The organism is Lysinibacillus sp. NPDC097279 (assembly GCF_044761745.1).
Lineage (GTDB): Bacteria > Bacillota > Bacilli > Bacillales_A > Planococcaceae > Lysinibacillus.
Window position 1 is genome coordinate 163,326 of record NZ_JBIWDA010000001.1, and the last position, 16,664, is coordinate 179,989.

General features: G+C 38.7%; 15 protein-coding genes. All 15 read left to right on the plus strand.

Annotated elements, in window-relative coordinates:
• Positions 1–213 precede the first annotated feature (213 nt).
• The 15 genes from hflK to ACIQ1H_RS00780 all read left to right on the plus strand — a co-directional run bounded on the left by hflK (position 214) and on the right by ACIQ1H_RS00780 (position 16,565).
• Positions 214–1,215, plus strand: a complete 1,002-nt coding sequence (gene hflK, locus ACIQ1H_RS00710) for an FtsH protease activity modulator HflK (RefSeq protein ID WP_402885707.1) — start codon at positions 214–216, stop codon at positions 1,213–1,215.
• Positions 1,215–2,216 carry a protease modulator HflC gene (gene hflC / locus ACIQ1H_RS00715; RefSeq protein WP_402885709.1) on the plus strand — a complete coding sequence of 334 codons (1,002 nt, stop codon included), beginning with the start codon at positions 1,215–1,217 and terminating at the stop codon, positions 2,214–2,216. The genes hflK and hflC overlap by 1 nt, the downstream gene beginning before the upstream one ends.
• A 392-nt stretch (positions 2,217–2,608) precedes the next feature.
• A complete protein-coding gene (locus ACIQ1H_RS00720) occupies positions 2,609–3,040 on the plus strand; it encodes a DNA polymerase I (RefSeq protein ID WP_402885712.1) in 432 nt (143 codons plus the stop codon).
• Positions 3,041–3,236: 196 nt separating this feature from the next.
• The gene (polA, locus tag ACIQ1H_RS00725) at positions 3,237–5,864 is read left to right on the plus strand and encodes a DNA polymerase I (RefSeq protein ID WP_402885715.1); all 2,628 of its coding nucleotides are present in this window, start codon (positions 3,237–3,239) and stop codon (positions 5,862–5,864) included.
• A 12-nt stretch (positions 5,865–5,876) separates the two neighbouring features.
• Positions 5,877–6,749: a bifunctional DNA-formamidopyrimidine glycosylase/DNA-(apurinic or apyrimidinic site) lyase gene (gene mutM, locus ACIQ1H_RS00730; protein WP_402885717.1), complete on the plus strand. Its 873-nt coding sequence runs from the start codon at positions 5,877–5,879 to the stop codon at positions 6,747–6,749.
• 13 nt (positions 6,750–6,762) lie between these two features.
• On the plus strand, positions 6,763–7,356 hold the full coding sequence (gene coaE / locus ACIQ1H_RS00735) for a dephospho-CoA kinase (protein WP_402885720.1): 594 nt from the start codon (positions 6,763–6,765) through the stop codon (positions 7,354–7,356).
• Positions 7,357–7,914: 558 nt separating this feature from the next.
• The gene (locus tag ACIQ1H_RS00740) at positions 7,915–8,937 is read left to right on the plus strand and encodes a glyceraldehyde-3-phosphate dehydrogenase (RefSeq protein WP_172772393.1); all 1,023 of its coding nucleotides are present in this window, start codon (positions 7,915–7,917) and stop codon (positions 8,935–8,937) included.
• A 261-nt stretch (positions 8,938–9,198) separates the two neighbouring features.
• A complete protein-coding gene (nrdR, locus tag ACIQ1H_RS00745; RefSeq protein ID WP_172772392.1) occupies positions 9,199–9,669 on the plus strand; it encodes a transcriptional regulator NrdR in 471 nt (156 codons plus the stop codon).
• Positions 9,670–9,687: 18 nt separating this feature from the next.
• Entirely contained in the window at positions 9,688–11,061 is a 1,374-nt protein-coding gene (locus tag ACIQ1H_RS00750; RefSeq protein WP_402885723.1) for a replication initiation and membrane attachment family protein, read from the plus strand.
• Between the two features lie 15 nt (positions 11,062–11,076).
• A complete protein-coding gene (gene dnaI, locus ACIQ1H_RS00755) occupies positions 11,077–12,015 on the plus strand; it encodes a primosomal protein DnaI (protein WP_228134521.1) in 939 nt (312 codons plus the stop codon).
• Positions 12,016–12,409: 394 nt separating this feature from the next.
• Positions 12,410–14,344: a threonine--tRNA ligase gene (gene thrS, locus ACIQ1H_RS00760; protein ID WP_172772390.1), complete on the plus strand. Its 1,935-nt coding sequence runs from the start codon at positions 12,410–12,412 to the stop codon at positions 14,342–14,344.
• Between the two features lie 395 nt (positions 14,345–14,739).
• Positions 14,740–15,243, plus strand: coding sequence for a translation initiation factor IF-3 (infC, locus tag ACIQ1H_RS00765; RefSeq protein ID WP_024363824.1), 504 nt, complete (start codon positions 14,740–14,742; stop codon positions 15,241–15,243).
• Positions 15,244–15,274: 31 nt separating this feature from the next.
• Positions 15,275–15,475: a 50S ribosomal protein L35 gene (gene rpmI, locus ACIQ1H_RS00770; RefSeq protein ID WP_024363825.1), complete on the plus strand. Its 201-nt coding sequence runs from the start codon at positions 15,275–15,277 to the stop codon at positions 15,473–15,475.
• 58 nt (positions 15,476–15,533) lie between these two features.
• Positions 15,534–15,893 carry a 50S ribosomal protein L20 gene (gene rplT, locus ACIQ1H_RS00775; RefSeq protein WP_069513715.1) on the plus strand — a complete coding sequence of 120 codons (360 nt, stop codon included), beginning with the start codon at positions 15,534–15,536 and terminating at the stop codon, positions 15,891–15,893.
• A 399-nt stretch (positions 15,894–16,292) separates the two neighbouring features.
• Complete coding sequence (locus tag ACIQ1H_RS00780; RefSeq protein WP_172772389.1) at positions 16,293–16,565, plus strand: DUF1294 domain-containing protein; 273 nt, start codon at positions 16,293–16,295, stop codon at positions 16,563–16,565.
• The last annotated feature ends 99 nt before the right edge of the window (positions 16,566–16,664 follow it).

A 16,664-nucleotide genomic window follows, 5' to 3' on the forward strand; every position in this document is an offset into this window, starting at 1 on the left:
TGCGGGAACAGCACAAGTAGTAAGACGCAACAAAGCGCGCGACAGCGAGGGTTGCGGCTAACACTGTGCCCGCAGAAAGCGTCCGTACGCAACGGAATTCAATGGCTGTATGTTGATTTTGTCTACAGTTTTCGTCTACTTTATGAAATTATTTTGAATCTTTTTAAAAGCTATACCGTATACAATAGTACTAAGCAAAAGGGAGGAACAGACATGAGTGTGAAAAGGACACTAATGATGGTAGGACTTGGGATATTCGGCATTGTAGCACTTATCGCAGTATTTACTTCATGGTACACAGTCGATGAATCGGAGCAGGCAGTTGTGATAACATTTGGCCGTGCAGATGAAACGGTCACAAATCCAGGCTTACATTTTAAATTACCTTGGCCAGTACAATCAGTGGAGATTTTATCGAGAGAAACATTCAGCTTACAGTTTGGCTATAAGCAAAATAAAGAAGGCGAATTGGAAGCCTTTGATGCAGAAACAAAAATGATTACAGGTGATGAATATATTGTTTTAACAGATCTTGTTGTTCAATGGAAAATTACAGATCCTCGTAAGTACTTATTTAATGCACAAAATCCAGAAGAAATATTACATAGCGCTACATCAAGCGCGATTCGCTCTATAATTGGTAGTTCGACAATTGATGCTGCGCTAACAGATGGAAAAGCAGATATTGAAGCAAAAACAAGAGAATTACTTGTTTCCCTTATTGAAAAATATGATATTGGTATTGGTGTATTAGGTGTCAAATTGCAGGATGTAGAATTACCAAATGCAGAAGTACGAGCAGCATTTACAGCTGTAACAGACGCACGTGAGACAAAAAATACAAAAACGAATGAAGCTCAAAAATACAAAAACCAACGAATTAGTGAAGCGAATGGTGAAAAAGACGCTATTATTTCAAAAGCCAACGGTGCAAAAACAGCACGTATCGAACAAGCTTATGGTGATGTAGCTGTTTTTAATAAAATGTATGAGCAATACAAAGGGAATCAACAAATTACACGCGAACGCTTAATTTTAGAAACACTTGAAAATGTGTTACCGAAGGCACAAATTTATATTATGAATGATGATGGTAGTACAATGAAGTATTTACCACTACAAGCGCTACAACCAACTACACAACAAGCAACAACAGAGCAACAATCAACCGAGCAACAAGCACCAACAGAGAAAAAAGAAGGGAGCGGTAATTAATGGACCAGAAAAATAAAGATCTTGAAAAATTTCTAAGTTTTTTATCGGGGAAATCAAAAAATACTGCTTCTAGTGATGGAGACAAGGTAATTAAGATGTCAAAAAAGGGCCCATTAAATCCTAAAAAGTACATTTCTCTTGTTGTCACATTAACGATTGTTTTTGCTGTTGCGGTTATTCTCTTTGCTAATGTATATATTGTAAAAGAATCTGAGTATGCAGTCGTTCGACAGTTTGGAGAAGTTGTAAAGTTTGAACGTGATCCAGGCATAAAAATGAAGGTACCCTTTATTCAAAGTGTGACAACACTTCCAAAAAATCAATTGACGTATAATATTTCAGAGGAAGAAATTAATACAAAGGATAAAAAACGTATTATAATTGATAACTATGCAGTGTGGCGCATTACAGATCCAAAAGCGCTCATCTCCAATGCTGGAACGCTTACAAAGGCGGAATCGCGGATGGAGGAGTTTATTTATTCGGTAATTCGAACAGAGCTTGGTCAACTAAGATACGATGAAATCATTAATGATGAAAACTCTTCACGAGGTAGCTTAAATGACCGTGTCACAGAACGGGTCAATGAACTATTACTAAACGATAAGTACGGAATTGAAGTTGTAGATGTGCGCATTCGTCGTACGGACTTGCCAGCAGAAAATGAGCAGTCTGTATTTACGCGCATGGTTTCTGAACGTCAATCTACTGCACAGCTATATTTATCGGAAGGTGATGCGGATAAACGCCGTATTGAAGCACAAACAGATAGAGAAGTACAAGAGATGCTCGCAACAGCGAATAAAGAAGCGGCATTGATTCAAGCGGAAGGAGAAGCGGAAGCAGCGAAAATTTACAATAGTTCATTTTCAAAGGACCCTGAATTTTACTCACTTTACCGTACATTAGAATCCTATAAGAAAACAGTAGGTGAAGACACGGTCATTATTTTACCTTCCACTTCACCATATGCAAAAATATTATCAGGCTATATAGAATAATTTTGTCATCCTTGCAGGGATTAATATAACTGAATAAAAGAGAAAAAGTGTTAGGTTGAATACAGTCAATCTAACATTTTTTTCTGTAGACGTAGTGGTGGTTTACGGTAGTCGTTCGCCAAGGGCTCACTGTGAGCCACCACCATTGCGAATCCTACAGAAATTACCGCCCCCTCTACAACAACTAGTACCATCCTCTAATTTTTGTAAATTACATAAGAGAAAGAAGAACAAATTTTTTATTCTTGTACATGACGCAAAGGAGCAGTGGTTGTTACAAAACTGTGGCATAAAACAATGAAAATAATCCTAACAAATAATTGGTTGTGTCCTAGATTGCTATTTTCTGATAAAATAATGATGTTTAGGAATGATAAAAGGGGGTAATAGCTTTGAAATTAAATATTAGCACTTGGCTCCAAAATTTAGGAATTGCTTGTAGTATTGCATCGCTTTTTACACTTTTCTTCCGTATATCTGATTTTGCATGGGTGACGAAAAGTGTTTATTATATACCGTTATTTTTTGTAGTTTTGTTTTTATTAGGATTAGTCATTGCAGACGATGTGCGAAAAGCTTTTAAAAAAATATTTTGGTACGAGAAACGCCAAGAGAAACGCGCAATTTGGCAAGTTGGAATTGGCTTTATTTTCTTTTTAGCACAAATCGGTGTGGTTATGGTATTTAGTACAGAGCTAACACATATAAAACTAGGTGGAATGCCTATATTTTTCGTCTTTGCTTTTATGAATGCCTTCATTATGACGGTTATTTATGAGGAACTCTTCAATCGAAAAGAAAGAACTAAAAACGTAAGTCAATAAAGCAGGTGAGTCGATTGCAATATGCAATTGACTTTTTTTATGGATTTGGCAGAAAATACACATGAATTTTTTAACGGATAGACGTCCTATGATTGGTAAAAAGTTTACTTTCCCGATAAAGTAGAGGAAAGAGCATTTTCAAACATACGTTTTCGTTTTACAATTAAAAGAACGACGACTTCAGGAGGAAATTAAAATGACTAAGGAAAAATTACTATTACTGGACGGTAATAGTTTAGCTTACCGTGCGTTTTTTGCGTTGCCATTACTAACGAATGATAGCGGTATTCATACGAATGCAGTGTATGGCTTTACAACGATGTTGCAAAGGATTTTGGAGGAAGAGCAACCAACGAAGATGCTCGTTGCTTTTGATGCAGGTAAAACGACGTTCCGTCACGATACGTTTACAGAATATAAAGGGGGACGTCAAAAAACGCCACCAGAACTATCAGAGCAGTTTCCTTATATTCGTAAACTAATCGATGCTTATGGGATTAAACGTTATGAACTTGAAATGTACGAAGCCGACGATATTATAGGTACATTAGCGAAAGAAGCAGCCGAACAGGATATGGAAGTAATTATCGTGTCAGGAGATCGCGATCTTACACAGCTCGCAACAGAGAAGGTAACAGTGTACATTACGAAAAAAGGTATTACTGAAATAGAAAAAAATACGCCTGCCTTTATCGAAGAAAAGTACGGCTTAACGCCTCTTCAAATAATAGATATGAAGGGCCTCATGGGGGATGCTTCAGATAATATTCCTGGAGTACCTGGTGTTGGGGAAAAAACAGCAGTTAAATTGCTAAAAGAGCATGGTTCAGTTGAGGCATTATATGAAGCAATGGACACGTTAAAAGCTTCAAAGATGAAAGAAAAGCTTGTTGCAAATGAAGAACAGGCACTTATGAGTAAAAAGCTTGCTACAATTTTCACAGAGGCACCAATCGAAATTACTTTTAATGATCTTGCCTATAGTGGGCCAAATGAAGAAGAACTAATTAGTGTATGGCAGGAATTGGGCTTTAGATCACTACTTGAAAAAAGTGATTTTTCTGTGGAAGAAGAACAACGTGCGCCATTTGCCTATGACATTGTGCAAGATGTACAGCAAGAGCATTTAAAGGATGTTATGGCAATTCACTTAGAGTTAGAGGACGAGCATTATCATACATGTCAGCAGTTAGGTATTGCATTAACTGATGGTACAGATACATTTTATGTGCCGTTCGATGCTGCCTCTAAATCAGACGTGTTGCGTCGCTGGCTAGAGGATGAAACGAAAACTAAATATATTTCAGATACAAAGGCTGCTCAGGCGGCTTTAAAACGTGCGGGTATTCGTTTAGCAGGAGTCGAGTTTGATTTATTGCTAGCTTCTTATATCAATAACCCTGCACTTAGCGGTGATGATGTAGCTACATTAGCAAAAGACCTTGGTTATCGTGAAGTGCAAGCAAATGAGACAGTCTATGGCAAAGGAGCAAAGCGTGCCATACCAGCTATCGATGCATTAGCAGAACATGCTAGCCGAAAAGTATTTGCTGTGTGGACATTACAACCTAAACTAGAGGCACTGCTAAAGGAAAACGAACAGTTTGATTTGTATAAAAATCTAGAACTACCGTTAGCTTCGATTTTAAGTGTGATGGAAAGTGAAGGCATCACAGTGAACCGTGCTACACTTGAAACAATGGGGCAAGAGTTGAGTAATAAGCTAGTCGTGATTGAGCAGGAAATTTATGCGGAGGCAGGAGAAGCGTTTAACATTAATTCACCAAAGCAGTTAGGCGTTATTCTTTTCGATAAGCTTGGTTTACCTGTTATTAAAAAAACGAAAACAGGCTATTCCACAGCGGCAGATGTGTTGGAAAAATTAAAGCCTGAACATGCCATAATCGAGCATATTTTACTTTATCGTCAGCTTGGTAAGTTACAATCTACTTACATTGAAGGTTTGCTAAAAGAAATTCATGAAAAGGACAGCAAAGTGCATACACGCTTCCAGCAAGCACTAACATCAACAGGTCGTCTAAGTTCTACAGACCCTAATTTACAAAATATACCAATTCGTTTAGAGGAAGGGCGTAAAATTCGTCAAGCATTTGTGCCATCACAAGAAGATTGGATTTTATTCTCTGCCGACTACTCTCAAATCGAACTGCGTGTGTTAGCACATATGTCAGAGGATAAAAACTTAGTCGAAGCTTTCCGCGAAGGTATGGATGTTCATACACGTACAGCAATGGACGTTTTCCATGTGACTGCAGAAGAAGTGGATAGCAATATGCGTAGGGCTGCTAAAGCTGTTAACTTTGGAATTGTTTATGGTATTAGTGATTATGGTTTATCACAAAATTTAGATATTACACGGAAGGAAGCAGCTATTTTTATTGAGAAATATTTTGCCAGCTTCCCAGGTGTTAAAAAATATATGGATGAAATTGTGCAAGATGCGAAATTTAATGGTTTTGTTACAACGTTATTGAATCGACGTCGTTATTTACCAGATATTACGAGTTCCAATTTCAATCTACGTAGCTTTGCAGAACGTACAGCGATGAATACGCCGATTCAAGGAAGTGCTGCAGATATTATTAAAAAAGCAATGATCGATATGGATGCTCGTTTGAAAAAGGAAAACATGCAAGCGAAGCTTCTTCTACAGGTGCACGATGAATTAATTTTTGAAGCACCTAGGGAGGAAATTGCATTACTAGAAAAAATCGTACCAGAAGTTATGGAAAATGCCATTGAACTGAGCGTTCCATTAAAAGTGGACTTCGACTTTGGGGCAACATGGTACGATGCAAAGTAAGGAGGGGTTAAAATGCCTGAATTACCAGAGGTAGAAGGAGTCGTACAGGCATTAAAGCCGGAAATTGAAGGCCGCACTATAAAGCAGGTCCAACTTTCAGAAGTTATTCGCTTTTCCTATGATGAAGGAAAGCAATGTATAGTGAAGCAAGCAGAGCCAGATGCATTTGAGATGGCATTATCCCAAATGCAAATTACGAAGATTGAACGTCGTGCAAAATATATATTTTTTCATTTGATGAAAGAGCAGTTGTCTTATGTTTTGGTCAGTCATTTAGGTATGACAGGTGCATGGTTTATTGTGGACACGCCTGAAGATATCAATGAGGAGAAATTTAAAAAGCATATACATGCGACTTTTCAAATGGCAGACGGCGGTTATTTAATATACTCAGATATTCGTCGTTTTGGTGAGCTACGTTTTTTAACGAAAATAGAAGACCATGCACCATTAACAAAAATGGCGCCTGAACCTTTTGATGAAGCAGCATGCGATTATTTTATAGCGAAATCACTGCTGCCGAAATACGAGAAAAAAGCAGTTAAAGAAGTAATTATGGATGGGCAAGTAATCTCGGGCTGTGGCAATATTTATGCCACAGAGGCGCTGTTTGCACAAAAAATCCACCCTGCTCGCAAAATGAACCGAATAAGTGAAAAGAGGAAACGAGCTCTTTTTGCTGCGATTGTAGATGTTTTGCGTCAAAGCATTGAAGCGGGAGGTTCGACAATTTCAGATTATCGAAATATTAATGGTGAAGCAGGTAGCATGCAAAACCGTTTACAAATGTATGGGAAGAAGATATGCCCGGAGTGTGGGACAGGGACGAGTCAAATGACAATTGGTGGACGTACATCAGTATTTTGTCCAAATTGTCAACATTAAAGGGGAACTAATTATGATTATCGGATTAACAGGAAGTATTGCGAGTGGCAAAAGTACAGTCGCAAAAATGATGACAGCACTAGGTTTACCAATAGTCGATGCAGATGTTGTCGCACGTGATGTAGTTAAACCAGGTACAGAAACGTTAGCACTCATTGTACAAAACTTTGGAGAAGATATATTGCTTGATGATGGCAATCTAAATCGTCCGAAGCTTGGTGATATTATTTTCCATGAGCCTGCGAAACGAAAAATTTTAAATGATATTATGCATCCTGCTATTCGTCAGGAAATGCTAACTCAACGTGATGCATATTTGGAAGCTGGACAAAAACATGTTGTCATGGATATTCCATTACTTTTTGAAAGCAAATTGCAGCATTTTGTTGAGCGCATCCTTGTTGTTTCAGTTAGTGAAGAGGTACAGCTTAGACGTTTAATGGAGCGCAATCAATTATCAAAAGAAGATGCACTAGCACGCATGCATTCACAGTTACCAATGTCTGTGAAAGAGAAAAGTGCTCATGCTGTCATTTACAACAACGAAAATATACAGCAAACTGAAGAGCAGTTAATTAAGATTCTTACGCATTGGGACGTACTTTAGAAAAGTGCGGAGATAATAGTACTGTCAAAGACATCAAGAAGTTTTACTCTTGATGTCTCTTGTTATTTTTTAGTCTTTTTATTCAACTACCCAATTAAACATCCTATTTGATCAAATCCCCTTTATAAAGATGTTTTTCATATCTGAATAATCCTTTTTCTAAGTTAGTAAAACACGATTACGTTGTTTAGTTGATTGGAGCAGAGGGCAGGCGACTCCTGCGGGAACGCATAAAACGTAAGACGCAACAGATCCGCGCGTAGCGAGGGTTGCGGCTTACGGTGTGCCCGCGGAAAGCGTCTGCACAGAGCGGGAATCAACGGCAGTAGCCAAATGCATTCTTTGCGCAGTGATAATTGCTGCGCATTTTTTTGTTTTTATGCGAAATAATAATGATGAAATACTGTATTTTTTCATTTTTTAAAAGGTTCTATTTTTCAGAAAATAAGAACTTTTTTATTATGGATATATAATGTTCATCTTTTTTAAAATTGTGTTATACTAATTAGCATAAAGTATATAATGAATATGAGTATGCACTCACAGGAGGATTTTATAATGACAGTCTCAGTTGCTATTAACGGTTTCGGACGTATTGGACGTATGGTTTTCCGCCAAGCGATCGTACAGGAAAGTTTAAATATTGTTGCAATTAACGCAAGCTACCCAGCAGAAACGTTAGCACATTTGATAAAGTATGACACAAATCACGGAACATTCGAAGGTACGATTGAACCAGCGGGCGATGCATTAATTGTAAATGGTAAACGTGTCCAAATTATTAGCGAACGTGATCCACTAAAATTACCATGGGCTACAATGGGCGTAGATATTGTAATTGAAGCAACTGGTAAATTCAATGATCGTGAGAAAGCAGCTATGCATCTTGAAGCAGGCGCAAAAAAAGTTATTTTAACAGCACCTGGTAAAAACGAGGACGTTACAATTGTTTTAGGTGTAAACGATGAAAAGCTTGATGTTGAAAAACATGACGTAATTTCAAATGCATCTTGTACAACAAACTGCTTAGCACCAGTTGCTAAAGTATTGAATGATACATTTGGTATCGAAAGCGGTTTAATGACAACAGTTCACGCATATACAAATGACCAAAAAAACTTAGATAATCCACATAAAGATTTACGTCGTGCACGCGGTTGTGCACAATCTATTATTCCAACTTCAACAGGTGCTGCCAAAGCATTAAAATTAGTGTTGCCGGAATTGGAAGGTAAAATCCATGGTATGGCACTTCGTGTTCCAACACCAAATGTATCGTTAGTAGACCTTGTTGTAGATTTAAATACAGATGTTACAGTAGACTCTGTCAATGCTGCATTTGTGAAAGCTGCAACTGAAGGGCCTATGAAAGGCATTTTAAACTTCTCAATCGAGCCACTTGTATCTTCTGATTACAACACAACAACATACTCATCAACAGTTGATGGCCTTTCTACAATGGTGATGGGTGACCGTAAAGTAAAAGTACTTGCTTGGTACGACAACGAGTGGGGCTATTCTGCACGTGTAGTTGACTTAGTGAAAAAAGTTGCAAAAGCATTAGAAACAGTTAGCGCTTAATAAATGTTTAGCACATTGAAATCGTAATGGTTTCAATGTGCTTTTTTTATAATTGTGTGAGTGACAGGCACTGTGCTTTGAAAAGTCAGAATTGTGTGAGTGACAGGCACTGTTTGCTGAAAAGATAATTAGGGAAAATGTACACTGTTCTAGGTCTGTAATCATCTGCCATACTACAGTTGGATAATGCGCTTTTCTTACTTGTAGGAAATTTGTTATAATATAAATATCAAATTGTTGTGGAATCAGGAGAGTAAAAATATGAGATGTCCTTCTTGCCAATTTAACGGAACACGTGTAGTGGATTCGAGGCCAGTAGATGATAATAAAGAAATACGAAGACGTCGTGAATGTGAGTCGTGTGGCTTTCGTTTTACAACGTTTGAAAAAATTGAAGAGACACCGTTAGTCGTTGTGAAAAAAGAAGGCTCGCGGGAAGAGTTTAGCCGCGAGAAGGTTTTGCGCGGTCTTATTCGTGCTTGTGAGAAACGTCCTGTCGCTCTAGATGTATTAGAGGCACTTGTAATGTCAATTGAAAAAGACCTGCGACGTATTGGAAATGCTGAAGTACGATCAGAGGATGTAGGAGAAATGGTGATGGACCGTCTAGCAAAAATTGATGAAGTTGCCTATGTTCGTTTTGCGTCAGTTTATCGTCAGTTTAAAGATATCAATGTTTTTATCGAGGAAATAAAAGAAATTATTCAACGTCAAACAGAGCAAAAATCATAGGAAAAACAGAGAGGGTGAATGACGTTGATTCATTTGTATAAAGAATTGCAACCAGCAGATACTTTTGACATTCGTCTACCTCATGCGCTTTCCACAATGGAACGTCAATTAGTAACATTATTTTATCAACCATTGACTGGTGCTGAACCAATTAGTCTATATTTAACGTTATGGGCAGAAGCAGAGCAAATGCCAAGACAGCAAATGAATCATTATTATTTAATGAATGTACTCGGGCTGCCAATAGGCAAAGTGTTCGAAGCGCGTATTGCCCTTGAAGCAATCGGTTTATTGCGAACTTGGAAAAAAGAAGAGGTAGAACAGCGGTGTTTTGTGTATGAGCTAATGCGCCCTCTTGATGCGGATAGTTTTATGAAAGATCCACTATTGTCTATGTTTTTATTTAGTAAAATTGGGGAACAGGCGTATCGAAAGCTGCGTCAACGTTTTATTCAACCTATCAGAGGTACAGAATTTAAAGATGTATCACGTGCCTTTATGGATGTTTTTAAACCAGTCAACACTAATATACCTACTGAGCTGCAAGGTGGGATAGACAGCCAAGAAATTTCGCAAAAGGTTTATCCGTTTTATTTTGAGCAATTTGATTTTGAGCTGTTACAGGCAGGTTTATCGGACCAATTAGTGCCAGCCAATTTACTAACGCTTGAAGTGCGCGAAACAATTGCAAAACTAGCATTCTTATACCATTTAACTGCGTTGGATATGCAAAAAGTTGTGATTTTAGCACTTGATGATGATTTAGGTATTTCATTAGAGCGTTTGCGAAAAGCAGCAGCTGATTTTTATAAACTTACAGTCTCTAAAGAACCACCAAAGCTTGCAAAAGTATATGCTTCCCCAGCAGTAGAGGATGAGGCTGTTCAAAAAACAAAGGATCAGGAGTTACAACATTATTTGGAGTCAACACCGCCAGTCCAAGTATTACGGGATATTAATAATGGGAAAGAGCCATTACAAACATCTGTTCAGCTAGCTGAGAGCTTAATTGTTCAGCATGGAATGCCAGTAGGTGTAGTCAATGCGCTACTTGAGTATGTCATGCTCTCAACAGATATGAAGCTACCAAAGAAGTATGTAGAAACGATTGCCGATCATTGGGTACGGAAAAATATTAAGACGGCGAAGGAAGCAATGGAACTTGCACGCCAAGAACATGATAAATATACAACGTGGAAAAATAAGCCGCAGACACCGACTAAGAACAACCAATATGCGAAAGGTCGAGTAGACAAGCGTAAGGAAAAGGTGCCTGAGTGGTTTTATAAACGTAATGAGCAACCAGAGGAAAGTGCATCTTCTTCAAGCACTATGGATTTTGAAAAAGAGCGTCAAAAAATATTAGCAATGCTAGGGAAAAGCGATAAGTAAGGTAGGTGAATGGCAATCGAACCAATTAACAAGCCATTAAAAAGAGCAATTAATGTACCATCATTTCAAGAGCGATATGATGCGATGCGTAGAGAAATTTTAGAACACCCTAGAGTACAAGCTTTTTTAGCAGAGCATGCAGAAGAGCTTAGCTACGATGCAGTCGAACGCAATTTACCTAAGCTTCATGAATTTATTAGCCAATCTACTGTTTGCTGTGGCTGCGATAATACAGCTCACTGTACGAACTATTTAAAAGGGTTTATTCCAACATTACGTGTCGTACGCAATACAGTAGAAATTGATTACGTACGCTGTGAACAAAAGGTACGTGAGGAAGAACGTCGTGATGTTGCTAATATGATTGCTAGTATGCACATGCCAAAAGATGTGCTACAAGCTACAATCCAAGATTTAATGATTGATGATGAATCTCGTGTGCTCATTGCACAGAGAGCAGCACATTTTGTTAAGAAAACGGAGGAAACTGGGCAGCTTCCAACGAAAGGTTTTTATTTATATGGAAAGTTCGGTGTAGGAAAATCGTTTGTGCTTGGAGCACTTGCTAACGAATTAGCTTCCAAGAAGATTCGTTCAGTAGTCGTTTTCGTACCTGAATTTTTACGTGAAATGAAGAATGCTATCGGTGATAATACGTTAAATGACAAAATAGATTATGTGAAAAAGGCGCCAGTGTTGATGCTCGATGATTTAGGGGCGGAAACGATGTCGGCTTGGACGCGCGATGAAATTTTAGGAACTATTTTCCATTATCGAATGGCAGAGCAATTGCCGACGTTTATTACATCTAATTTTAATTATGATGAATTAGAACATCATTTAGCGCAATCCCAAAAAGGCGATATTGAGGTTGTAAAAGCTGGACGTATTATGGAACGAATTAAAGCTTTAACAGAGCCAATTGAAATGCGTGGCAAAAATCGACGTTTGTAACATTGGCAGTTGCATTTTACGACAATCGAGCGTATACTGTCACATATACTATATATGTCAATGCAATGATGAGGACATGAAATTTGTGTAACAGCTTTTAGAGAGGGAAGTCATCGGCTGTAAGCTTCCTAGTTTGGGCACATATTTTACTACCTACTGAGCAGCGAAAGGGAATATCTTTCGCCGGTCCCTAGCCCGTTAGCTAGCCTTGAGCTTCGTCTGACTATTTTGTCGGAAGGAAGAAGGGTGGAACCACGAGCATACGCTTCGTCCCTTTTGTGAGGGACGGGGCTTTTTTGTTTTTTCAGGTTTTATTGCTCAAGTTGAAACAAATATTACGTCCACTGATTCATCGTGCATCATACAAACAACCAAATTTAAGGAGTGTAAAAAAATGTCAGAAATGATTAAGTTAACGTTCCCTGATGGCGCTGTAAAGGAATTTGCAAAAGGTACATCTACGGATGATGTCGCATTATCTATTAGCCCAGGACTTCGTAAAAAAGCATATGCAGGTAAAGTGAATGGGGAATTAGTAGATTTAAAAACTCCAATTGAAGAAGATGCAACAATTTCGATTATTACGCAAGATGATGAGGAAGCATTAGAAATCCTTCGTCACTCAACTGCCCATTTGACAGCACAAGCGATTAAACGTTTATTCCCAGAAGTGAAGCTTGGCATTGGTCCAGTTATTGAAGGTGGCTTCTACTATGATATTGATGCGCCAACACCAATTACTGCTGAGGATTTACCTGCAATCGAGAAAGAAATGAAAAAAATTATCGCTGAAAACCTAGAGGTAGAGCGTAAAAATGTAAGCCGTGCAGAAGCACAAGCAATTTACGAAGAAATTGGCGATGAATATAAATTAGAATTACTTGAAGCGATTCCAGCCGATGAGCAAGTGTCTATTTACTACCAAGGTGAATTTTTCGACCTTTGCCGCGGTATTCACGTACCGTCAACAGGTAAACTACGTGAGTTCAAATTACTTTCATTAGCAGGTGCTTATTGGAGAGGAAACTCTGATAATAAAATGCTACAACGTATTTATGGTACTGCTTTCTTCAAAAAAGAAGAATTAAAGCATCACCTACAAATGTTAGAAGAAGCAAAAGAACGCGATCACCGCAAAATCGGTAAAGAACTAGAGTTATTCACAACTTCTCAAAAAGTAGGGCAAGGTTTACCGCTTTGGTTACCAAATGGGGCAACAATCCGTCGTGTGATTGAACGCTATATTGTTGATAAAGAATTATCTCTTGGTTATAAACATGTATACACACCAGTACTTGGTTCAAAAGAGCTTTATCAAACTTCTGGTCACTGGGATCATTACCAAGATTCAATTTTCCCACCGATGGAAATGGACAATGAAACATTAATTATGCGTCCGATGAACTGTCCACACCATATGATGGTTTACAAAAATAGCATGCATTCATACCGTAACTTACCTTTACGTATTGCCGAGCTTGGTACAATGCACCGTTATGAAATGTCAGGTGCGGTTTCAGGATTACAACGTGTACGTGGGATGACTTTAAATGATGCACATATTTTTGTACGTCCAGATCAAATTAAAGCAGAGTTCCAAAAAGTTGTACAATTAATTTTAGAAGTATACAAAGACTTTGATTTAAAAGATTACTCATTCCGTCTGTCTTACCGTGATCCAGCAGATACAGAAAAATACTTCGATGACGATGCAATGTGGGAAAAAGCACAAAGCATGTTAAAAGAAGCGATGGATGAGCTTGGCTTAGACTACTTCGAAGCGGAAGGTGAGGCTGCGTTCTATGGTCCGAAACTTGACGTACAAGTAAAAACAGCGATTGGTAAAGAAGAAACATTATCAACTGTACAGTTAGACTTCTTATTACCAGAACGCTTTGACTTAACATACGTAGGCGAAGATGGTAAACCACACCGTCCAGTCGTAATTCACCGTGGTGTTGTGTCAACAATGGAACGTTTCGTAGCATTCTTAATTGAGGAATATAAAGGTGCATTCCCTACATGGTTAGCGCCAGTACAAGTAGAGGTTATTCCTGTATCGAACGAAGCACACTTCGACTATGCAAAACAAATCGAAGAACAGCTGACAGCAGCAGGTTTACGAGTTGAAATGGATGACCGTGAAGAAAAACTTGGTTACAAAATCCGAGAAGCACAAATGAAAAAGATCCCATACATGCTTGTTATTGGGGATAAAGAAGTTGAGGCAAACGGTGTGAACGTGCGTCGTTATGGCTCAAAAGATTCTGAAACAATTTCTTTCGAGGACTTCCTAGCGAATATTAAAGCTGAGGTTGCACGTTTTTAATAGTACAAATGATTAGATAAACTTCGTTCGTTGTGCTATATTTGGAATAAAGTTTCGATGGATTGCACATATTAATGATGAGATTGTAAAAAACCTATTTGACAATCTAATTTGTACATGCTAATATGATTAAGGTTAATGAATACAAAGTTTGTGGTTGAAGTAGAGGCTGCCCGCTTCTCACCTGATACAACGCTTAGGCTGTGAACAGGTATGACACGTTGAATTGTTTTGCGTACACTTACGCATGCACATATAGCGGGCGGACATCTTCAAAAATGTCCGTCCTTTTTTTATGGACATGACAAGAGGATGTACCGTTCAACCGGGCAAGGCTTTGCCCAAACCATGTATTCGCGACAACTACTTGGAGGTGGATTACTATTAGCAAAGACATGTATGTAAACGAAGGCATTCGCGCACGTGAACTTCGATTAATCGATCACAATGGTGACCAGCTTGGTGTAAAGACACGTAACGAAGCGCTAGAAATCGCCACTCGTGTAAACTTGGATCTTGTCCTTGTGGCCCCTCAAGCCAAGCCGCCAGTCGCTCGTATCATGGACTATGGTAAATTTAAGTTTGAACAGCAAAAGAAAGACCGCGAAATTCGTAAAAATCAAAAAGTTATCGTGATGAAAGAGGTTCGTTTGAGCCCAACAATCGATGAACATGATTTCCAAACGAAGCTACGTAATGCGATTAAATTCCTTGAAAAAGGTGATAAAGTTAAATGTAGCCTACGTTTCAAAGGTCGTGCGATTACACACAAAGACATTGGTCAACGTGTATTAGATCGATTTGCTGAAGCTTGTGCTGAAGTATCTACGGTTGAACAAAAACCGAAGATGGAAGGCCGAAGCATGTTCTTAGTTCTTCAACCAAAGAACGAGAAATAATATTAGACGAACAGTTTAGGAGGAATTCGACATGCCAAAAATGAAAACTCACCGTGGAGCTGCGAAACGTTTCAAAAAAACGGGTTCAGGTAAATTAAAATATGACCGTGCTTATGGAAGCCACTTATTCGCAAACAAGTCTACGAAACAAAAACGTCACCTACGTAAAGGTAAAGTTGTATCATCTGGTGACTTCAAACGCATCAAATCATTACTTGTTTACATGAAATGATAGACAACACAAAATAAACTAATATTCATTTTTTAATGAAAAGCAGGAGGTAATTCATATGCCACGCGTAAAAGGCGGAACAGTGACGCGCAAACGTCGTAAAAAAGTATTGAAATTAGCTAAAGGTTACTATGGTTCTAAACATACATTATATAAAGTTGCTAACCAAGCAGTAATGAAATCAGGTCAATATGCATACCGTGACCGTCGTCAGAAAAAACGTGATTTCCGTAAACTATGGATCACTCGTATCAACGCAGCTGCTCGCATGAACGGTCTTTCATACAGCCGTTTAATGCACGGTTTAAAAGTTGCTGGTATCGAAGTTAACCGTAAAATGTTAGCTGACTTAGCTGTAACAGATGCTTCAGCATTCACACAATTAGCAGAAGCTGCTAAAAAAGCAGTAGCTAAATAAAAAAGAGCGACTATGTCGCTCTTTTTTATTTCTGCCCCGAAAGCAAAGCGACAGGGGCAAAAAAGGTTTCTGCCCCGAAAGCAAAGCGACAGGGGCAAAATAAGATTTCTGCCCCGAAAGCAAAGCGACAGGGGCAAAAAAAGGTTTCTACCCCGAAAGCGAAGCGACAGGGGCAAAAAAGGTTTCTGCCTTGAAAGCGAAGCGACAGGGGCAAAAAAGGTTTCTGCCTTGAAAGCGAAGCGACAGGGGAAAAAAAGGTTTCTGCCTCGAAAGCGTAAGCGACAGGGGCAAAAAAAGGTTTCTGCTCCAAAAGCGTAAGCGACAGGGGCAAATAAATTAGTGTATAGTTAAGACTGGTGAGGTTCTTTCATCAGTCTTTTTACATAGGAGGTTGTTTTAATGGCTCAAGCATTACTTGCCTATATGGCAATTGTTTCAATCGTATTGCTCGTCATGATGGGTATGGATAAATCACGCGCTAAAAAGCATGAATGGCGCATTGCGGAGCGTACATTATTTACACTTGCTATTGCAGGTGGTGCAGTCGGTGGTGTGTTAGGTATGTATTTATTCCGTCATAAAACACGCCATAACAGTTTTGCGTTTGGCTTCCCACTGATTGCGGCTATTCAAATTTTTATTATTGTGCAATTATGGGGCAGCTCTCTATAGAGAAGCTTTCCACATTAAAAACGATAGCACACTGGAAATCGCCGATAAACCCTTTGAAATCGCTGGTAGTATCAGAAAAGTCGCCGATAGATCTCAGAA

Coding starts and splice junctions, on each gene's coding strand:
- rplT (WP_069513715.1), top strand. CDS start 15,534: ATGCCACGCGTAAAAGGCGGAACAGTGACGCGCAAACGTCGTAAAAAA.
- ACIQ1H_RS00780 (WP_172772389.1), top strand. CDS start 16,293: ATGGCTCAAGCATTACTTGCCTATATGGCAATTGTTTCAATCGTATTG.
- infC (WP_024363824.1), top strand. CDS start 14,740: ATGTATGTAAACGAAGGCATTCGCGCACGTGAACTTCGATTAATCGAT.
- mutM (WP_402885717.1), top strand. CDS start 5,877: ATGCCTGAATTACCAGAGGTAGAAGGAGTCGTACAGGCATTAAAGCCG.
- nrdR (WP_172772392.1), top strand. CDS start 9,199: ATGAGATGTCCTTCTTGCCAATTTAACGGAACACGTGTAGTGGATTCG.
- thrS (WP_172772390.1), top strand. CDS start 12,410: ATGTCAGAAATGATTAAGTTAACGTTCCCTGATGGCGCTGTAAAGGAA.
- coaE (WP_402885720.1), top strand. CDS start 6,763: ATGATTATCGGATTAACAGGAAGTATTGCGAGTGGCAAAAGTACAGTC.
- hflC (WP_402885709.1), top strand. CDS start 1,215: ATGGACCAGAAAAATAAAGATCTTGAAAAATTTCTAAGTTTTTTATCG.
- ACIQ1H_RS00750 (WP_402885723.1), top strand. CDS start 9,688: ATGACGTTGATTCATTTGTATAAAGAATTGCAACCAGCAGATACTTTT.
- rpmI (WP_024363825.1), top strand. CDS start 15,275: ATGCCAAAAATGAAAACTCACCGTGGAGCTGCGAAACGTTTCAAAAAA.
- ACIQ1H_RS00740 (WP_172772393.1), top strand. CDS start 7,915: ATGACAGTCTCAGTTGCTATTAACGGTTTCGGACGTATTGGACGTATG.
- polA (WP_402885715.1), top strand. CDS start 3,237: ATGACTAAGGAAAAATTACTATTACTGGACGGTAATAGTTTAGCTTAC.
- hflK (WP_402885707.1), top strand. CDS start 214: ATGAGTGTGAAAAGGACACTAATGATGGTAGGACTTGGGATATTCGGC.